At 43.0% G+C, this 16,369-nt stretch carries 17 protein-coding genes, 1 pseudogene and 1 other annotated feature; of the genes and pseudogenes, 2 read left to right on the top strand and 16 right to left on the bottom strand.

What is annotated here, in order from left to right:
* Nucleotides 1-117 precede the first annotated feature (117 nt).
* From K1I56_RS09520 to K1I56_RS09490, 7 genes are all read right to left on the bottom strand, one after another.
* Nucleotides 118-864, bottom strand: a complete 747-nt coding sequence (locus K1I56_RS09520; protein ID WP_009731217.1) for a DeoR/GlpR family DNA-binding transcription regulator — start codon at nucleotides 862-864, stop codon at nucleotides 118-120.
* A gap of 213 nt (nucleotides 865-1,077) precedes the next feature.
* Nucleotides 1,078-1,371, bottom strand: coding sequence for a 50S ribosomal protein L27 (gene rpmA / locus K1I56_RS09515; protein WP_003002805.1), 294 nt, complete (start codon nucleotides 1,369-1,371; stop codon nucleotides 1,078-1,080).
* Nucleotides 1,372-1,388: 17 nt separating this feature from the next.
* Entirely contained in the window at nucleotides 1,389-1,733 is a 345-nt protein-coding gene (locus K1I56_RS09510; RefSeq protein ID WP_003002581.1) for a ribosomal-processing cysteine protease Prp, read from the bottom strand.
* A gap of 15 nt (nucleotides 1,734-1,748) precedes the next feature.
* A complete protein-coding gene (rplU, locus tag K1I56_RS09505) occupies nucleotides 1,749-2,063 on the bottom strand; it encodes a 50S ribosomal protein L21 (RefSeq protein ID WP_003007734.1) in 315 nt (104 codons plus the stop codon).
* Between the two features lie 34 nt (nucleotides 2,064-2,097).
* Nucleotides 2,098-2,185, bottom strand: a sequence feature (ribosomal protein L21 leader region).
* A gap of 137 nt (nucleotides 2,186-2,322) precedes the next feature.
* Nucleotides 2,323-2,865, bottom strand: coding sequence for a hypothetical protein (locus tag K1I56_RS09500; protein WP_223325838.1), 543 nt, complete (start codon nucleotides 2,863-2,865; stop codon nucleotides 2,323-2,325).
* Nucleotides 2,866-2,917: 52 nt separating this feature from the next.
* Nucleotides 2,918-4,138 carry a tRNA uracil 4-sulfurtransferase ThiI gene (gene thiI / locus K1I56_RS09495; protein WP_223325837.1) on the bottom strand — a complete coding sequence of 407 codons (1,221 nt, stop codon included), beginning with the start codon at nucleotides 4,136-4,138 and terminating at the stop codon, nucleotides 2,918-2,920.
* An 18-nt stretch (nucleotides 4,139-4,156) separates the two neighbouring features.
* On the bottom strand, nucleotides 4,157-5,299 hold the full coding sequence (locus K1I56_RS09490; RefSeq protein ID WP_223325836.1) for a cysteine desulfurase family protein: 1,143 nt from the start codon (nucleotides 5,297-5,299) through the stop codon (nucleotides 4,157-4,159).
* A gap of 192 nt (nucleotides 5,300-5,491) precedes the next feature.
* On the opposite strand from K1I56_RS09490, the gene K1I56_RS09485 reads away from it, so the two are divergent.
* Nucleotides 5,492-5,926, top strand: coding sequence for a DUF6556 family protein (locus K1I56_RS09485; protein WP_223325835.1), 435 nt, complete (start codon nucleotides 5,492-5,494; stop codon nucleotides 5,924-5,926).
* Nucleotides 5,927-6,146: 220 nt separating this feature from the next.
* Here the strand turns inward: K1I56_RS09485 and K1I56_RS09480 are convergent.
* The 9 genes and pseudogenes from K1I56_RS09480 to K1I56_RS09440 form a co-directional block, all read right to left on the bottom strand.
* Nucleotides 6,147-6,616: pseudogene (locus K1I56_RS09480) on the bottom strand (hypothetical protein).
* A 395-nt stretch (nucleotides 6,617-7,011) separates the two neighbouring features.
* A complete protein-coding gene (locus K1I56_RS09475; RefSeq protein WP_223325834.1) occupies nucleotides 7,012-8,082 on the bottom strand; it encodes an ABC transporter substrate-binding protein in 1,071 nt (356 codons plus the stop codon).
* A complete protein-coding gene (locus K1I56_RS09470) occupies nucleotides 8,079-8,852 on the bottom strand; it encodes an ABC transporter permease (protein WP_003002847.1) in 774 nt (257 codons plus the stop codon). Before K1I56_RS09470 ends, K1I56_RS09475 begins: the two co-directional genes overlap by 4 nt.
* Entirely contained in the window at nucleotides 8,849-9,655 is an 807-nt protein-coding gene (locus K1I56_RS09465) for an ABC transporter permease (protein ID WP_003011144.1), read from the bottom strand. Before K1I56_RS09465 ends, K1I56_RS09470 begins: the two co-directional genes overlap by 4 nt.
* Nucleotides 9,636-10,793: an ABC transporter ATP-binding protein gene (locus K1I56_RS09460; protein ID WP_045759571.1), complete on the bottom strand. Its 1,158-nt coding sequence runs from the start codon at nucleotides 10,791-10,793 to the stop codon at nucleotides 9,636-9,638. The genes K1I56_RS09465 and K1I56_RS09460 overlap by 20 nt, the downstream gene beginning before the upstream one ends.
* A 208-nt stretch (nucleotides 10,794-11,001) precedes the next feature.
* Nucleotides 11,002-11,898 carry a UDP-N-acetylmuramate dehydrogenase gene (gene murB / locus K1I56_RS09455; RefSeq protein WP_049492025.1) on the bottom strand — a complete coding sequence of 299 codons (897 nt, stop codon included), beginning with the start codon at nucleotides 11,896-11,898 and terminating at the stop codon, nucleotides 11,002-11,004.
* 118 nt (nucleotides 11,899-12,016) lie between these two features.
* Complete coding sequence (locus K1I56_RS09450; RefSeq protein WP_049492027.1) at nucleotides 12,017-12,997, bottom strand: TenA family protein; 981 nt, start codon at nucleotides 12,995-12,997, stop codon at nucleotides 12,017-12,019.
* An 83-nt stretch (nucleotides 12,998-13,080) separates the two neighbouring features.
* Nucleotides 13,081-13,947 (bottom strand): homoserine kinase, encoded by an 867-nt coding sequence (gene thrB / locus K1I56_RS09445; protein WP_049492031.1) that lies wholly within the window; start codon nucleotides 13,945-13,947, stop codon nucleotides 13,081-13,083.
* A gap of 2 nt (nucleotides 13,948-13,949) precedes the next feature.
* Nucleotides 13,950-15,236 (bottom strand): homoserine dehydrogenase, encoded by a 1,287-nt coding sequence (locus tag K1I56_RS09440; protein WP_223325832.1) that lies wholly within the window; start codon nucleotides 15,234-15,236, stop codon nucleotides 13,950-13,952.
* 175 nt (nucleotides 15,237-15,411) lie between these two features.
* Here K1I56_RS09440 and K1I56_RS09435 point away from each other — a divergent pair, with 175 nt between their 5' ends.
* Nucleotides 15,412-16,290 (top strand): polysaccharide deacetylase family protein, encoded by an 879-nt coding sequence (locus K1I56_RS09435; RefSeq protein ID WP_049492061.1) that lies wholly within the window; start codon nucleotides 15,412-15,414, stop codon nucleotides 16,288-16,290.
* The last annotated feature ends 79 nt before the right edge of the window (nucleotides 16,291-16,369 follow it).

Genomic DNA, 16,369 nt, shown 5'->3' with positions numbered 1-16,369 from the left:
TGAGTAGGGCTGTAAAAGCTGATGAAATCAGCGTAGTAGAGCCCACTCAACCACTGCGTCTTGCTCGACAATCCAAATACAATTGAGAGGCTAGGACTTTTGTCCCAGCCTCTGATTTTATATGATTTTCGTATACAAGGCATATTTGTCTTTGATCTTCTTTGGAATACTATCATCAGTAATAATGGCATTCAGGTCTTCCACTCGATAGAAACTATAGAAAGAATAGCTATCAAACTTACTGTTATCGGCAACAACATATTTCTCAATTGCATTGTTAAGAATAATAGCATTACCATTTCCTTCTTCTTCATTGGCTGTGGAAACATGATGCCCATCGATGCCATTGACCCCAATGAAAGCTTTAGAAACCTTGATTTCTTTCAAGAGTTTATTGGCAAATTGACCGACAAAAGTTTGTGTCTTCACCCGGTAGCGACCACCAACTAAGATCAAGTCATAATTTGGAAAATCCTTTAGCTTTTCAAAAATGGGGAGGGAATTGGTGACGATACTGATTTCCTTTCCTTCTAAATAGTCGCCGATAAAATCTGTTGTCGTACCAGACCCAATAAAGACGGTATCCCCATTTTCGATCAACTCTGCACATTTTTTTGCAATGGTTCGTTTCTCATCAATATTGATGAGATTTTTCTCACTGTGAGAAGCCTCTAACAAGCTATCTTTTACTTTTTTGTGGGCTCCACCATGTACACGAACTAAAAGACCTTGTTTTTCAAGATCGATCAGATCGCGACGAATGGTCATGTCTGTCACCCCAAAGAGTTCCTTGAGTTCTTTGACTGATACCACACTTTTTCGATCCAGTTCCTGAAGAATTTCAACATGTCTGCTATCTTTCATGGTACTACTTCCATTCCTACTATATTTGTCTCTATTATACTACATTTTTCAAAAAACACAAATTCAAACATTATATTAACAGGAGTAAACATGATATTTTTAAATAAATAAAAGAAAAAAGCCTTCTGATAAATCAGAAAGCTTTAATTTTGCTATTTCTAGCTTCCTCACCTTTGGATCAAGGCTCGGGACAAAAAGGTTTAGAAAACCTTTTTATTTTGCGATTGGGTAAACAGAAACTTGTTTTTTATCGCGACCTTTACGTTCGAAGCGTACTACGCCTTCAACTTTTGCGAACAAAGTATCGTCTCCACCACGTCCAACGTTCACACCTGGGTAGATGTGTGTACCGCGTTGACGGTAAAGGATAGATCCACCTGTTACAGTTTGTCCATCAGCTGCTTTAGCTCCAAGACGTTTTGCTTGTGAATCACGTCCGTTTGATGTAGAACCTCCACCTTTTTTGTGGGCGAAAAGTTGCAAGTTAGCAAGATTCAATTTCAACATAATTGTTTTCCTCCATGTTAGTTTTCTGTGATAACTCTTGTTTGGACGAACTCTGAAGAGTTCTCCGATAAGTTTGCCATCCCTAAGAAAAATGATTCAAAGAATAGTTGGGTCATTTCTCTTTGATGTGGTGGAATATCTGTCGGGATTGTGACCCGAAGAAAGCCACCTTCTTCTTCGTTTAATTCTAGATCCGGTTCGTAGCCTGCAAATTTCTCAACAGAGTTGACAAAGTTAATGGCTAGAGTCGAAACCGATGCACACACGACATCAAAGCCATATTCACCGCTTCCAGCGTGCCCAGTGATTTCTGCACTCCTCAGCTCGCCATCTTCGGCTCGTTCAAAGACTGCTTGTATCATGTGTTCTCCTAAAAATTAAGCGTTGATAGCGTTGATGACAACTTTAGTGTAAGGTTGACGGTGACCTTGTTTACGGTGGCTACCTTTTTTAGGTTTGTACTTGTAAGTAACAACTTTCTTTTGTTTTCCTTGTTTTTCAACAGTTCCAACAACAGTAGCTCCTGAAACAAGTGGAGTTCCGACAACAGTGTTTTCACCACCAACAAGAACAACTTCGTTAAATGTAACTTCTTGACCAGCTTCAACGTTCAATTTTTCAACGTAGACTGCTTGACCAACTTCAACTTTAACTTGTTTTCCGCCAGTTTTAATGATTGCGTATGTGCTCATTATGCACCTCCTATGTATTTTTGGGTTTCCCCGTATTTTTGTGAAGACTCGCCTAGCATCGTGGGACGAACCACTTACTCTCATGGAAATGAGCGACGATGTTCGAGCGGTTGCACAGGCATGTGCATAGTCAACTCTCTAAGTATATCACTTCTATCAAACAAAGACAAGTATTTTTGCGCTTTGAAAGCGAATTTTCTTTGAAAAATCTATTTTTTGTATCTTATAGTTTAAGATCGCATTCAAAACCGGCTTTCATCTACTTATCCTTAAATTTAAAGTCATTGAAGCTCATTTTGGCTTTAGACGAATCGTTCATCGCCTTCATTTTTTCTTCTTGTTCCTTAGTAATTTTTATCGGAATCGCTGCAGCAGTATTGGGTTTTAACACACCCGATTCGCTCACTTCATAGTCAACTGTGACATCTTTAAAAAGTGGCTCTCCATCATATTCCAAATTCAGGACAAAGGATCCATCACGATCGATGGTTGTGGTGGTACGATTCACAATAAAGAACAAGGCGAAGCGGTTTTCCTCATTTCCAAAGGTATATCCTGGGAAAAAGACAAATAATTTTCCAGCTTCTCCAAGCGTTGGATGTTCCTTGATAAATTTCTCAGACGCTTCCAAGACTTCGTTGTCCTGGTCTTTATACTGCTCGGCCCTGACAAATGTGAGGGGTTCTTTTTTTCTACTGCTTGATTGGCTAGTCTTCTCTTCTTTTTTCGGGCCAGTAAACGATACTTTGACACAGCCTGTCAACAGAAGCAAACTTGTCATTAATACGATAATTTTTTTCATCTTGTCTCCTTTAAGTTGGTTAGAAAAAGAGGCTGGATACGCCCAGTCTCTCCTATAGCAAATCCTCAATCAGGTCATCAACCTCGTCTTTTTCTACTTTTGGTGTGATCTCTGTTACGATGATGCCTGCTACCGCACGCTCCACCAAAGCTTCCACATCCATACGTTGCTCATACTGCTCTGCATTTTTGAGTTTCGGATTAGTCTTTGGACGATCTGGTGCAAAGATGGTACAACAGTCTTCAAACGGTTGGATAGAGATTTCAAAGGTATCAATCTCTTGGGCAATATCGATGATTTCCAACTTGTCCATGGTCACCACCGGACGGATAACTGGTGTATTGGTTACCGCATTGATGGCCTGCATACTCTCTAAGGTTTGACTAGCCACTTGTCCTAAGCTTTCACCGTTGATAATCACCAAACCACCGCGAACCTCGCGAATACGATCTGTGATGTGCATCATAAAGCGGCGGGTCAAGGTCATGAGATAAGCTTCCGGTGCTTTTGCCTTGATTTCCTCTTGGATCTCTGTGAAGGGCACTTCGATAAATTGGATATTGCCCCCAAACTTGGTCAACTTCCGTGTTAAGTCATGGGCTTTTTTCAAGGCACCTGGGCTGGTATAAGGGGGGCTCGCAAAGTGAACCGCCTCGATATCCACCCCACGCTTCAAGGCTAAGTAGCCAGCTACTGGAGAGTCGATCCCACCAGATAGCATGAGCATCCCTTTCCCAGAAGTCCCAACTGGAAGACCTCCTGCTCCCTTGATGGTTTCATAAGAGATGTAGGCTGCTTCTTCTCGGATTTCGACTTGCAGATTGATATCTGGCTTTTTCATCTGAGCCTGAATCGTTGGGATGGCTTCAAAGACAGCTCCACCTAGGGTTTGATTGAGTTCACGGCTATCGAGCTCAAAGGTATGGTCACTCCGCTTACTTGAGATTTTAAAGGTCAAGCCTTCCTTGTATATCTCCTTCATAATCCCTTGCACTGCCGCTTTTAAGGCTGGTACTGATTTTTCAATCTTGTAAACAGGTGAAAAATTTTGGATTCCAAAAACTTGCTTGAGGGATTCTGCCACCGGCTCATAATCCGTCCCATGTAGATAAGCATGGGCCCGATCGCGGTCCGCTGTCACTTTGACAGCCGGATAAATAGATAAAACATCTTGGATATTATTGCGAAGTTTATTGATGAAACGCATGCGGTTTTTCCCTTTAGTAGAAAGCTCTCCATAGCGAATCATAATTTCTGAATAGGTTAAGGTCATATTGATTTCCTTCTAAAATTAACGTACTTTTCGTGTTTGTTCGTAAATCAGTTTGAACTTGGTCAAGAATTGCTCGACTTGGCTCATGTCATTTTCAATATCGAGACTGAGGCGAACTGCTGTCTGAGCGATGCTCTTGTCCACTCCCATGGCAATCAAGGTTCCAGCTGGTTTTCCAGCCTTGGACGAGCAGGCACTGGTGGTCGAGATGTAAATATCAAACTCTTCAAAGGCATGGACCACTACTTCACCACGAACTCCCTTGATCCCGAAAGTCAAGATGTGAGGGGCAAAGTGATCCTCACCAGAAAAGACAGTGACATCTGGATAGTTGGCCAATTCTTTACGGATCACTTCTTTCATCTGCTGGGTCTTACTGGCAAAAGCTTCTTGGTTTTCCATAGCTAAGCGTAGGGCTTTTGCGGTTGCTGCGATACCTGCCACATTCTCAGTTGTCGAGCGCATTTCTTTTTCTTGACCTCCACCCGTTAAGAGGGGTGTGATCTTTTTGCCTTCTTTGATGTAGACAAAGCCAACTCCACGAAGACCATGGAATTTATGACTAGAGAAGGTCGCAAAGTCCACGCGCTCTGGTAGATAAACTTCTGTTGCTACCTTGGCTAAAGCTTGAACCGCATCGACATGGAAACTAATCGTTGGACGATCCTCTAGGAGAGCCGCAATTTCATGGATGGGCTGGATGGAGCCAATCTCATTGTTGACGGCCATGACAGAGACCAAGGTCGTATCTGGACGGAGAAGACTAGACAAGGCATCCACTTTGACAAAGCCACGCGCATCCACTGGAGCATAATCCACTTGAAATCCTTGCGTCTTTAACCAAGCAGCGGACTCCTTGATAGCGGGATGCTCGATGTCAGAGACAATGATATGCTTGCCATAAGGAGCTTTCTCAAAGGCTACACCCTTGAGGATCCAGTTGTCCCCTTCGGTCCCACCAGACGTGAAGTAAATTTCCTCAGCTTTCTTGCCAATTAACTCTGCAATCTGTTTTCTAGAAGCCTCTAAAATACGAGTAGCTTGACTACCTAGATTGTGCAAACTAGAAGGGTTCCCCCAAATCCGACTGGCCACTTCTGTATAGGTCGCTAGGGCCTCTGGATAGGGTTTGGTCGTTGCTGAATTGTCAAAATAAATCATGTCCTACGCATCCATCACTTTCTTTTTACGTAACTTCTATTTTATCATTTCTAACCGCTTGGGACAAGGATTTGATAAAGAGAGATGAGGTAAAATCACTCCATAAAATTCAGTTCTTTTTAGACATTTTTCAGAAAATGACTTATAATAGGAAAGTGTTAAAAAACAATTTTTGATAGAAAGAGAATGAACATGTCACAATATTCAAGAAGCAACAAAAACCAAAAACCAGAGGATACTACAGATTCTAGACCATCACGTGGTGAAAAAGTCAAACAAGGCCTGTCACTATTTCAAACAGTTGTCGCCACGATTGCCAGTCTTTTAGGGATTATCGTCACTTCTTTTACGATTATAAGCCTGCTTAATAAAGACAATCAAAAAACAGAAGATAAACCATCTAGTAGCACCAGCGTCGTCGTGGTCCACGATAAGGGATCTGACTCAAGCGCTACCAATACAGATGCTAATACCAATACGCAAACCGATTCAAGTAATACAGAAACAAGTTCACAAAAAGAAACCGATAGCTCATCCGCTACAGAAACCAGTTCATCTGCCGCACAAGACCAAGGTTCCACCGCAACAGACAGTGGCGCAGATACAGCATCATCTGGATCCAACTAAAAAATCAGTAAGGGCAACCTTACTGATTTTTCTTAGCTTCTGATTCCATTTTTTCTGATGTTTATAGAAAGCATCGATCTCATTGTCATACTCCCATTTGAGCGTTGAGCGCTCTTCCTGGATTTGATCCAATTGCTTATATGGAAAGTTCATAGGCCTATCACGATAAGTTGATTCAGCTAATGAACCATATAGATTGTCAAAACTTCTCAAATTCCAATTACTCAAATAATCTCCCCCCTATTCTAATGTCGGATCCTATATACATCTCATCTAAATTTAATGTATTGTCCTCATTAATTGGGATATCTACTCCCCAACTCGATTCTTCAATATGATTTATACCTCCATAAACATTCATATAATATTCAGGAGTTGTCAGTCCACCATCACTCCATTGTGTATGATCCCAATCAATCTGAACAGATTCGACTTTTGGATTTTGAGCCTTCACAAAATCGACGATTTCTTGCTCGTGCTCTTTGAGATAAGCGATTTGCTCTTTTTTTATCTCTTCTTCGGTTTTTGTACAACTTTCTTTGAAGAAGTGGTCGTTATCTTCTGCTCCGGCCTTTTGTTCAGGGTCATGATTTTTCCTCCTAGAAAAACAAGGCCTAGGATCGGTAACAGAATAATCAAAAATAGTTCCAGTCGTCTCTTCATCTCTTCTTCTCCAATCCTTCCTTTCATGACTGAATGGACCAGTCACTTTCCTTACTATTATAGCATCTTTCATTTGAATCTCAATCTAACTCACTAGTTAGAGACTTTATGCAGCAATCATAAAAGAACTTGCGGGGTTCTGCTAGAATATAGATAATCCTTTTTTACAAATAACACCTAAGTGATGCTAAAAATTCAATTGTTGCATTTTTGTAGAGCATCTAAATATATAATGAAACTTTCCGCTGTGAGAAAAGTGCTAGAAACACCATTTTTTCTAGCACTCAGGAGTTTTGGAACCTTAGGTCCAAAACTAAGTCATGGAACTTCTTCGAAGTTCGCTGACGTCCGTACTCACTTAAGGAAAGTTTCTAAGAGGAGTTTATCTCCAATCAAAAAGGAACCCGGAGGTTCCTTTTGTGTTATTTTCGATACATCTTGACCTGAAGGTAAAGATCGTTATAGACTCCAAGCAATTTCTTGCCTAATTGTTGATAGACTTCCAAATGGTCCAGTGTTTCATCGCTTGGATAGAAGGCTTGATCATTTTGGATTTCTTTTGGCAACATAGCTTTGGCTTTTTTATTTGGCGTTGAGTAGCCGACATAAAGAGCATTTTTCAACGCATTTTTAGGACGAAGCATGAAGTTAATAAAGGCATATGCTGCTTCTTTATTTTTCACGGTTTTTGGAATGACAATGTTATCAAACCAAAGGTTGCTAGCTTCCGTTGGGACGACATAGCGAAGATCCTTATTGGCATCCAGCATTTGGCTAGCTTCTCCTGAGAAGGTAACCCCAATAGCTGCATTGTTTTGGATCATATAGCCTTTCATCTCATCGGCCACCAAAGCTTTGATGTTTGGCGTTAAGGTGTAGAGTTTATCCACTGCCTCTTGCAATTTCTTGGGATCCTTTTCATTGAGGCTATAGCCCAAGGTATTGAGACCAATTCCCATCACCTCACGCGCCCCATCGTACATCATGATGTCATTTTTGTACTCTTCACGCCAGAGATCAGACCAATGTTTTGGAGCTTCTTTGACCATCTTGGTATTGTAGACGATTCCCAGGGTACCCCAGAAATAAGGAACGGAATATTGGTTGCCCGGATCAAACGATTGGTTCAACAGTTTTGGATCAATGTTTTCCATCCCTTTGATCTTGGATTGATCCAATTTTTCAACCAAATGCTCATCCATCATCTTGGCAATCATGTATTCACTCGGAATGGCAATATCGTAGGTCGTGCCCCCCTGCTTGATCTTGGTGTACATGGCTTCGTTGGAATCAAAGGTATCATATTGCACCTGAATTCCCGTCTCTTTGGTGAATTCCTGGAGCAATTCAGGATCAACATAATCTCCCCAGTTGTAGATGACTAGCTTGTCACTATTCTTGGTATTCATGCTGGCTTCGATCTGGTGGCTAATTCCCCAGAGGATCAAGATCACCATGACAATCCCTGTTAGGAATGAATAGAGTTTTTTCATGCTGCTTCCTCCTTTTCACGGGTGATAAAGTAATAACCGATGACCAAGAGCACACTAAAGAGAAAGACAAGGGCAGACAAGGCATTGATACTGAGGGAAATTCCTTGACGGGCACGTGAGTAGATCTCTACAGACAAGGTTGTAAAGCCATTTCCAGTTACAAAGAAGGTCACGGCGAAGTCATCAAGCGAATAGGTAAAGGCCATAAAGTAGCCCGCAATGATGGCTGGTGTCAGATACGGCAACATGATCTCTTTGAGCATTTGCACTTGAGTAGCTCCCAAGTCATAGGCAGCATTAACCATATCCCGGTTCATTTCCTTGAGACGTGGCAAGACCATCAAGACCACAATGGGAATCGAGAAGGCCACGTGGCTAGCCAGAACAGATAGGAAACCTAGCTGGTACTTCACCGTCGTAAAGAGAATCAAGAAGCTGGCCCCAATCATAACGTCTGGTGCTACCATGAGAATGTTATTGATGGAGAGCAAAGGTCCTTCTAACTTTTTCTTGGATTGGTAGATATAAATGGCTCCAAAGGTTCCGATCACCGTCGCAATCAAGGCTGACAAGAAGGCCAAGAGGAAGGTCTCTGATAAGATCAGCATCAGGCGACTATCTGCGAACAATTCATTGAAATGCTCAAGCGTGAAGCCTGTGAAGGCATTCATATCTCCCCCTTTATTGAAAGCATAAAAGATCAAATAGAAGATTGGAAGATAGAGGATCAGAAAGACGAAGCCTAGATAGAAATGAGATACTTTTTTCATCGTTCTCTCCTTTCTCTCGTTGCCCACATGGTAAAGAGCATAGCAAGGATCAGAACAACTCCGATGGTAGAACCCATTCCCCAGTTTTGTGTTGTTAGGAAGTGCTGTTCAATCGCAGTCCCTAAGGTAATGACGCGATTTCCACCGATCATCCGTGTCAACATGAAGAGACTCAGACTAGGAATAAAGACAGACTGCACACCTGAGCGGACTCCATTCATGGACAAGGGGAAGACCACATGACGGAAGGTATCCCAACGATTGGCTCCCAAATCATAGCTGGCATTGATCAAGTTTGGATCCAAGTCATCTAAGACATTAAAGATCGGCAAAATCATAAACGGCAACTCGATGTAGCTGGCTACAAAGATAAAGGAGAAATCGGTAAAGAGGATCTGCTGGGGAGCGACTCCGAGAAAGCTTAAAAAGCTATTGATGGAGCCGTTTTGCCCAAAGATTCCGATAAAGGCATAGGCCTTGAGCAAGAGATTGACCCAGGTTGGCAAGACGATCAACATCAACCACAACTGCCGGTGTTTGAGCAGCGTCAAAAAGTAAGCAGTCGGATAGGAGATCAAGAGCGTCACCAGGGTGACAATTCCGGCATAAAGGACCGAATTAAAACTCATCTTTAAATAGGTCAGATTTTGCGAAGTAAAGAACTCTTTGTAGTTTTCAAGTGAAAACTGCCCTTCAACGTTGAAAAACGATTGAAAGATGATCATGACTACAGGAGCCAAGACAAAGAGAAAAATCCACAAGAAATAGGGGAGGATAAATAGATTAGAGGTTGTTTTCTTCATCTCTTTCCTCCTCAATGGCATTAATCAAACCAGCTTCTTGCTCTTCCACTTCAACGTACTCTTCGATCCGCGCATCGAATTCTTCCTCGGTTTCATTGAGACGCATAACGTGGATATCTTCTGGTTCAAAGTCTAGCCCGATGACTTCTCCCACAATGGCCTTACGAGTGGAGTGAATCATCCACTCATTACCCAAATCATCATAGGCGATGATCTCGTAATGCACACCACGGAAGAGCTGGGTGTCCACCTTCACTTGGAGCTTGCCTTCTTCAGGAAGGGTGATTTGCAAGTCTTCTGGACGAATGACGACTTCAACTGGTTCATTTGGACGCATCCCTCCATCGACGGCTTCAAAGCGTTTGCCATTGAACTCAACCAAGTAGTCCTCGATCATGCGACCATCTAGGATGTTGGACTCCCCGATAAAAGTCGCTACAAAGTGGTTGATCGGTTCATCATAGATATCAACCGGTGTACCAGATTGGACGATCTCTCCTTCATTCATGACAAAGATCCAGTCACTCATGGCAAGGGCTTCTTCTTGGTCGTGGGTAACAAAGACAAAGGTAATGCCCAAGCGTTGTTGCAATTCCCGCAACTCATACTGCATGTCTGTCCGAAGTTTCAAGTCAAGTGCAGACAAAGGCTCATCTAAAAGGACTACTCGTGGTTCATTGATAATAGCCCGTGCAATAGCTACCCGCTGGCGTTGACCACCCGATAATTTTTGGATCGAGCGTTTTTCAAATCCTGCTAACTGGACCATTTTCAATACTTCTGAAACCCGACGTTCGATCTCAGCCTTGTCCAGCTTTTTCAAACGAAGGGGAAAAGCCACATTTTCAAAGACCGTCATATGCGGAAACAGGGCATAGGACTGAAAGACGGTGTGGACATCCCGCTTGTTGGTAGGGACATCATTGATCCGTTCCCCATCAAGGTAGACATCTCCAGAGCTAGCATCTAAAAGACCGGCAATTATATTAAGGATAGTTGATTTTCCTGATCCAGATGCACCGAGCAGGGTATAGAACTTCCCTTCTTCCAATTCAAAATTGATATCCTTTAGGACAACGGTTCCGCTATCTTCAAAGACCTTTGTAACATTTTTAAACTCAATAATTGGTTTTTTCAATTCACATAAATTCCTTCTTTACTACGATTACCAAACTGCTTTTCAAACGAAAACGCAGCGGCTGACAGGAAGACCTGTCAGGCCACCAATACCTCTCGGGGACTTACTAGACTGCCCCACCTATTTACGGTATCGATAGGCACTCACCCCCTTTCCGACTGATGCTATCGATGTTTACACTATCAATTATTCTTCAATACTAACGTTCTTAGGCTTGACCGATAATGCGAACTTCTGGTTCTAAACGAACGCCTGAGTGAGCCTCGACTGCTTCAATGACATGGGCGATCAGGTCTTCGTAGTCCTTAGCTGTTCCATTATCGACATTGACCATAAAGCCGGCATGTTTTTCAGACACTTCAACACCACCGATTCGATAGCCTTTCAAACCTGCTTCACTAATCAATTGACCTGCAAAATGACCGACAGGACGCTTAAAGACGGATCCACAAGAAGGGTATTCAAGGGGTTGTTTCAACTGACGAAGATGGGTCAACCGATCCATCTCCTGCTTGATTTGCTCGTGATTGCCAGGAGACAAAGCAAATTTGGCAGAGATGACGACAGCACCTGTCTCTTGAATCTTAGATTGACGGTAGCCAAAAGCTAGTTCACTCGCTGACAGAGTTTCGATCTCTCCGTCTTTGGTCAAGACCTTACAGGATACTAGGACATGCGCGATCTCTCCTCCATAGGCTCCCGCATTCATAAAGACTGCACCACCGACACTGCCTGGAATGCCACTAGCAAACTCAAAACCTTTCAAACTATGGTGCAAGGCCACATGGGTGGTGTCGATGAGTTTAGCACCTGCCTCTGCTTCGATCACATAACCATCCACACTGATGTCACGCAAGCGATCAAACATAATGACAAATCCCGGAATGCCCCCATCGCGGACAATGATATTGGATGCATTGCCCAGGACCATCCATGGAATTTGCTCTTGGTTGGCAAATTGAACGATGCGTTTTAATTCGTATTGGTTGCGGGGAAAGGCTAAAAATTCAGCATTCCCACCTACCTTTGTGAAGGTATAATGTTTTAAAGGTTCTTGAAAACGGATATCAATCCCTTCAAGAATTTGATTTATTTTTTCATTCATCTTTCTGTCTGTTCTCTCTCTATAAAAATACAAACTATTATACCAAATTTTTGACTATTTTTCGACCCTAAAAAACAAAAGAAGACCTATAATATTCAGGCCTTCCTTTTATCATTCATTATGCAATTTTACGAGCAATGGCACGATTCTTTTGTCCATCCAGAGCTGATTTGACCGAAATCCAAGCACCACCAAGAGTAAAGACAGCTAAGAGTGCTAGATTCAAGTAAAATTTATCAGGGACATCCCCTGAGAATGTCGCTTCATTGAGAAGCGTCCAGGACATATCAAATGGCAAATCCAGTTCACTCATAAGCGCCAAAGTATAATCTAATTGGTTGACCAAAAAGACGGTCAAGACCATCAAAATAGCTGAAACTACCACACCTTTTTTAGTCAATTTCTTACCAAGAATCTCATAACCTTTGATGGTACAATAACCGAGGGCAGCCCCTGCTAAAACAGATACATAGCCAAGACGCGCTACCAAGAGGGCAACTGCTCCACCGATGATTACACCGATCACAGCCCCTACAATCCCCAAAAGGAAGTTTTCTTCCCGCGCTTCATAAGCCTCAACTGTATCTTGCACTTCGGCTTGGTAGGCTCTAAAGGTTGCATCGTCGATTAAAAAGATCGCATCTCCAATTTGATACAGACCGATTGGTCCTTCCTCACCCGTTTCCGCATTCACTTGCACAAATTGGTGGTTGAGTAAGAAATCAACAATATCTTGGATAGCTGTCCATAAGGTTTCGACAGCCTTCCCTTTGATCATTCCACCTTTGACAACGATCGAGGTCAAGTAACCATCAGAAGAGATAGCATTAATGGCTTTTGATTGTTCTTTTAATTCATTCCAAAGAATTTCACTATCTTCGATCAAGTCTCCTTCGGAACCTTGTTTCACACTGAGTGAAATGGTAAATACATTCTTGGTTTGAGCGCCTTCAATGACCAACAAGAAGCCTTCACGCTCTCCATACATCACACGAGCTTCGCCATCAAATTGCAGACCAAGATCGGTAGCAATACTATATAAATATTCTGGTTTCATGTTTCCCCCTAGATTTTCAGGAAAGCTTGAGCTTTTCCCCATACTGTTCCCATTCTACCATAGGAGAAGCAAAAAGGACATATACATTCGTATACATCCTTCTTTCATTTGTGTTACATTCGGGTTTAATTCTCAACACGAACGCCAAATGTGTCAATTTTAAGTTGGAAAATCTGACCATCTAGCCCGAGTTTTTCGAGAGCTGCAACAAAGGCTGCTGCATGCTCTGGCGCTAAGAGGTTCATGATCGTTGGGCCTGCTCCCGACAGATAGGTGGCGTAAGCCCCATGCGCATGGGCGACTTCTTTGACCTGAGGAAACTCTTTGACAAGAGATTGACGGTAGCGTTCGTGGAAATGATCAGACTCGATGGAGCGACCAGCCGTCAGCAAATCTCCCTTGAGGAGAGCTGCGATAGCGACATTGGCTACGCTACTGGCTGCAACAGCTTCCTTATAAGACCATTCTTTCGGTAGGACATTCCGACTATCACTGGTCTTCAATTGGTAGCTCGGTACAAAGGCCACAAGGTCACAGCTTGGGAAGTCAGCCGTGACATATTGGACATCTTCACCGATGTAGCTCGCAATGACCATATTCCCAAAGATAGCTGGAGCTACATTATCCGGATGACCTTCGATCTCGGTCGCGATGCGTAATTTCTCAGCGTCTGATAGCTGGAGGTTGGCTAATTGGTTGGCCAATTCAATCCCTGCGACAATGACCGAGCTAGAAGATCCAAGACCACGCGCCAAAGGCACTTCACTAGTCATCTTGATCCGATGGGGTTGCATATCAGTTGAGATAGAAAGAGCTGTTGAGAGCAAAAGGTTTTTCTCATCTGTCGGAATCCCTGCTCCAAGATCATGCTCAATAAACCAAGCATCTGCTGGTTCAAGGACTTCAATGGTCAAATAGCGAGTCACGGCAATCCCAACAGAATCAAATCCTGGCCCTACATTGGCACTGGTTGCTGGAACAATAATTTTCATGCTTATTCTCCCAAGACTTTAAAGGTATTCAAGAGTTCGAAATTCGCCTCTGAATCCAATTTTTCAACCAAGTTCTTGAATTGAGTTTGGTTAACTTGGTGAGTAATGATGACAACACTTGCATAGTGACCATCTGAGTCTTCTTGAAGGATTTGCTTGAAGGAAGCTCCTTCTGCATTAAAGATTTCCGCAAGACGCAAGATTTGACCAGTCGCATCTGGTGCCTTGATTGAGAAGTAATAATTGTTCTTCACGTCTTCTGGCTTAGCCAATTGAAGAGGGCGACTGTATTCATTGAAGGCTTTACCGATCGTTCCTTCTTTTAGACGACGGACAATGCGGACGAGGTCGGCTACGACACTTGTCGCAGTTGGTTTTTGACCAGCACCTGGTCCGTAGTACATAGACTCACCAATACCGATGGATTCCACATAGACCGCATTCATGACATCATTCACTCCTGCGAGTGGATGTTGTTTTGGAAGGAAGGTTGGTGTCACTTCTGCTGCGATCCCTGACTCTGTTTCAACGATAGATCCGACCAGCTTAATGACATATCCAAGGCTTTGAGCAACCGATACATCTTGAGGAGTGATCTGGCTAATTCCTTTGTGACCTACTTGGTCAAATTGGATATTCATCCCAAAAGCGAACTGGCTCAAGATCACCATCTTGTATGCAGCATCGATTCCTTCAACGTCGTTGGTTGGATCACTTTCAGCGTAACCAAGACGTTGCGCTTCTGCTAAAGCATCCTCATAAGTCCAGCCTTCTTCGACCATTTTGGTCATCATGAAGTTAGATGTTCCATTGACCACCCCGAGCACTTTGGTCACCTTGTCGGAAGCAAGGGAATTCACCAAGGTCCGAAGGATTGGGATCCCACCAGCTACGGCAGCTTCATAATAAAGAGCCACTTGGTGTTTTTTAGAAATCTCTAGCAACTCGCTTCCATGAACGGCAAGAAGGTCTTTGTTAGCAGAAACCACGTGCTTCCCTGCTTCAAGAGCACGGGTGATAAAGGTCTTAGCTGGCTCGATACGACCCATCAATTCAACCACGATGGCAATGTCCTTGTCTTCAATGATCTCATCGACATTGGTCACAAAGTTGTAGTCATGACCAGCAGCTTGTAATTTTTCCTTCTCAGCATCATCTCGAACCAAGACCTTGGCGATCTCGATTTCATCTTGAGCTGCCTGGGTGATTTTTTCATGGTTTTCTTTTAATAAAAATGGTACGCCACTTGCAACAGTACCAAATCCTAGTAAGGCAATCTTAACAGACATCCTATTGACTCCTTGAATTTTCTATAGTAGCTCCATTATAACAAAAACTTGAGCGTTTGACAGCCAATTGCCTTAAAAATTCTGAATTTTCATGACAGGATCTGCCTGTAGCAAGTTCTGGAAAAGAACCTAGAATTTGTGGTACAATAAAGAAAATAATGAAAACGGTGACACTATGAGTAAACGAAGAGTACCTAAAAAAATCAAAGCCCTACTTGGAATCAATGCCCTCCTACTGGTCTGTATCTTTATTTGTAGCTTTCTTCTGATCAAGCGGATCACTCAGCCGAATGAGGGGAATACCAGTGGCACTGCCATGACGCGTTCTCTCGAAGAAGGTAGCTCCTCTATCGAGTGGACTCGGGTGAAAAAGCCGGTCAAACTGCCCATCCTCATGTACCACTCCGTGCACAATATGGCCGAGTCTGAAGCTGCCAATGCTAATTTGATCGTTGATCCAGAAACCTTTGAAAGCCAACTAAAGGCCCTAAAAAAAGCGGGTTACTACACCCTGACACCTGGGGAAGCCTATCGCATCCTCGTCAAGAACGAAGTACCCAAAGGAAAGAAATTTGTCTGGCTGACCTTTGATGATGGCGTCGAAGATTTCTATACTATCGTCTATCCGCTTCTTAAGAAGTACAAGATGACCGCCACCAATAATATCATCACGGACTTTACCCAAAAGGAAAAAGAAAATGTCCTGACCTTTGACCAAATCAAAGAGATGAAAAGTGCTGGCTTGACCTTTGAAAGCCATACGGTCAATCATCCAGACCTAGCCAATTCCAGTCTTGAGACCCAAAAGAATGAGCTAGTCGCTTCTAAACGCTTGCTGGATAAGGTGCTGGATCAAAATACCAGCGTTATCGTCTACCCATCCGGTCGCTACAGCCAGGTCACGATCGACCAAGCCAAGAAAGCTGACTACAAACTAGGCCTCACCACTAAAAATGGACTAGCCAGCTCCGCTGATGGACTCTATTCCCTCAAACGAGTCCGGATCCTTCCAACCACTACAGGAGAGGATCTCCTAGCCATGATCCAAGAATAAAGAAAGAGAGTGGGACAGAAATCGGTAATTCGTTAGAATTCGATTTCGTCGTCCCACCTCCGCACAGTTGAGTAGGGCT

It is taken from the genome of Streptococcus parasanguinis (assembly GCF_019929185.1).
GTDB classification, from domain to species: Bacteria; Bacillota; Bacilli; order Lactobacillales; family Streptococcaceae; genus Streptococcus; species Streptococcus parasanguinis_O.
Note: the sequence above shows the minus strand (reverse complement) of the source record. Positions and strands in the feature narration are given on the sequence as shown.

Bases quoted from the DNA above. Each gene is read 5' to 3' on its own strand.
- rplU (WP_003007734.1), bottom strand. From the start codon at position 2,063: ATGAGCACATACGCAATCATTAAAACTGGCGGAAAACAAGTTAAAGTT.
- K1I56_RS09435 (WP_049492061.1), top strand. From the start codon at position 15,412: ATGAGTAAACGAAGAGTACCTAAAAAAATCAAAGCCCTACTTGGAATC.
- K1I56_RS09510 (WP_003002581.1), bottom strand. From the start codon at position 1,733: ATGATACAAGCAGTCTTTGAACGAGCCGAAGATGGCGAGCTGAGGAGT.
- K1I56_RS09450 (WP_049492027.1), bottom strand. From the start codon at position 12,997: ATGGGGAAAAGCTCAAGCTTTCCTGAAAATCTAGGGGGAAACATGAAA.
- K1I56_RS09470 (WP_003002847.1), bottom strand. From the start codon at position 8,852: ATGAAAAAAGTATCTCATTTCTATCTAGGCTTCGTCTTTCTGATCCTC.
- K1I56_RS09490 (WP_223325836.1), bottom strand. From the start codon at position 5,299: ATGATTTATTTTGACAATTCAGCAACGACCAAACCCTATCCAGAGGCC.
- thiI (WP_223325837.1), bottom strand. From the start codon at position 4,138: ATGACCTTAACCTATTCAGAAATTATGATTCGCTATGGAGAGCTTTCT.
- K1I56_RS09440 (WP_223325832.1), bottom strand. From the start codon at position 15,236: ATGTCTGTTAAGATTGCCTTACTAGGATTTGGTACTGTTGCAAGTGGC.
- rpmA (WP_003002805.1), bottom strand. From the start codon at position 1,371: ATGTTGAAATTGAATCTTGCTAACTTGCAACTTTTCGCCCACAAAAAA.
- K1I56_RS09475 (WP_223325834.1), bottom strand. From the start codon at position 8,082: ATGAAAAAACTCTATTCATTCCTAACAGGGATTGTCATGGTGATCTTG.
- K1I56_RS09485 (WP_223325835.1), top strand. From the start codon at position 5,492: ATGTCACAATATTCAAGAAGCAACAAAAACCAAAAACCAGAGGATACT.
- K1I56_RS09465 (WP_003011144.1), bottom strand. From the start codon at position 9,655: ATGAAGAAAACAACCTCTAATCTATTTATCCTCCCCTATTTCTTGTGG.
- murB (WP_049492025.1), bottom strand. From the start codon at position 11,898: ATGAATGAAAAAATAAATCAAATTCTTGAAGGGATTGATATCCGTTTT.
- thrB (WP_049492031.1), bottom strand. From the start codon at position 13,947: ATGAAAATTATTGTTCCAGCAACCAGTGCCAATGTAGGGCCAGGATTT.
- K1I56_RS09520 (WP_009731217.1), bottom strand. From the start codon at position 864: ATGAAAGATAGCAGACATGTTGAAATTCTTCAGGAACTGGATCGAAAA.
- K1I56_RS09500 (WP_223325838.1), bottom strand. From the start codon at position 2,865: ATGAAAAAAATTATCGTATTAATGACAAGTTTGCTTCTGTTGACAGGC.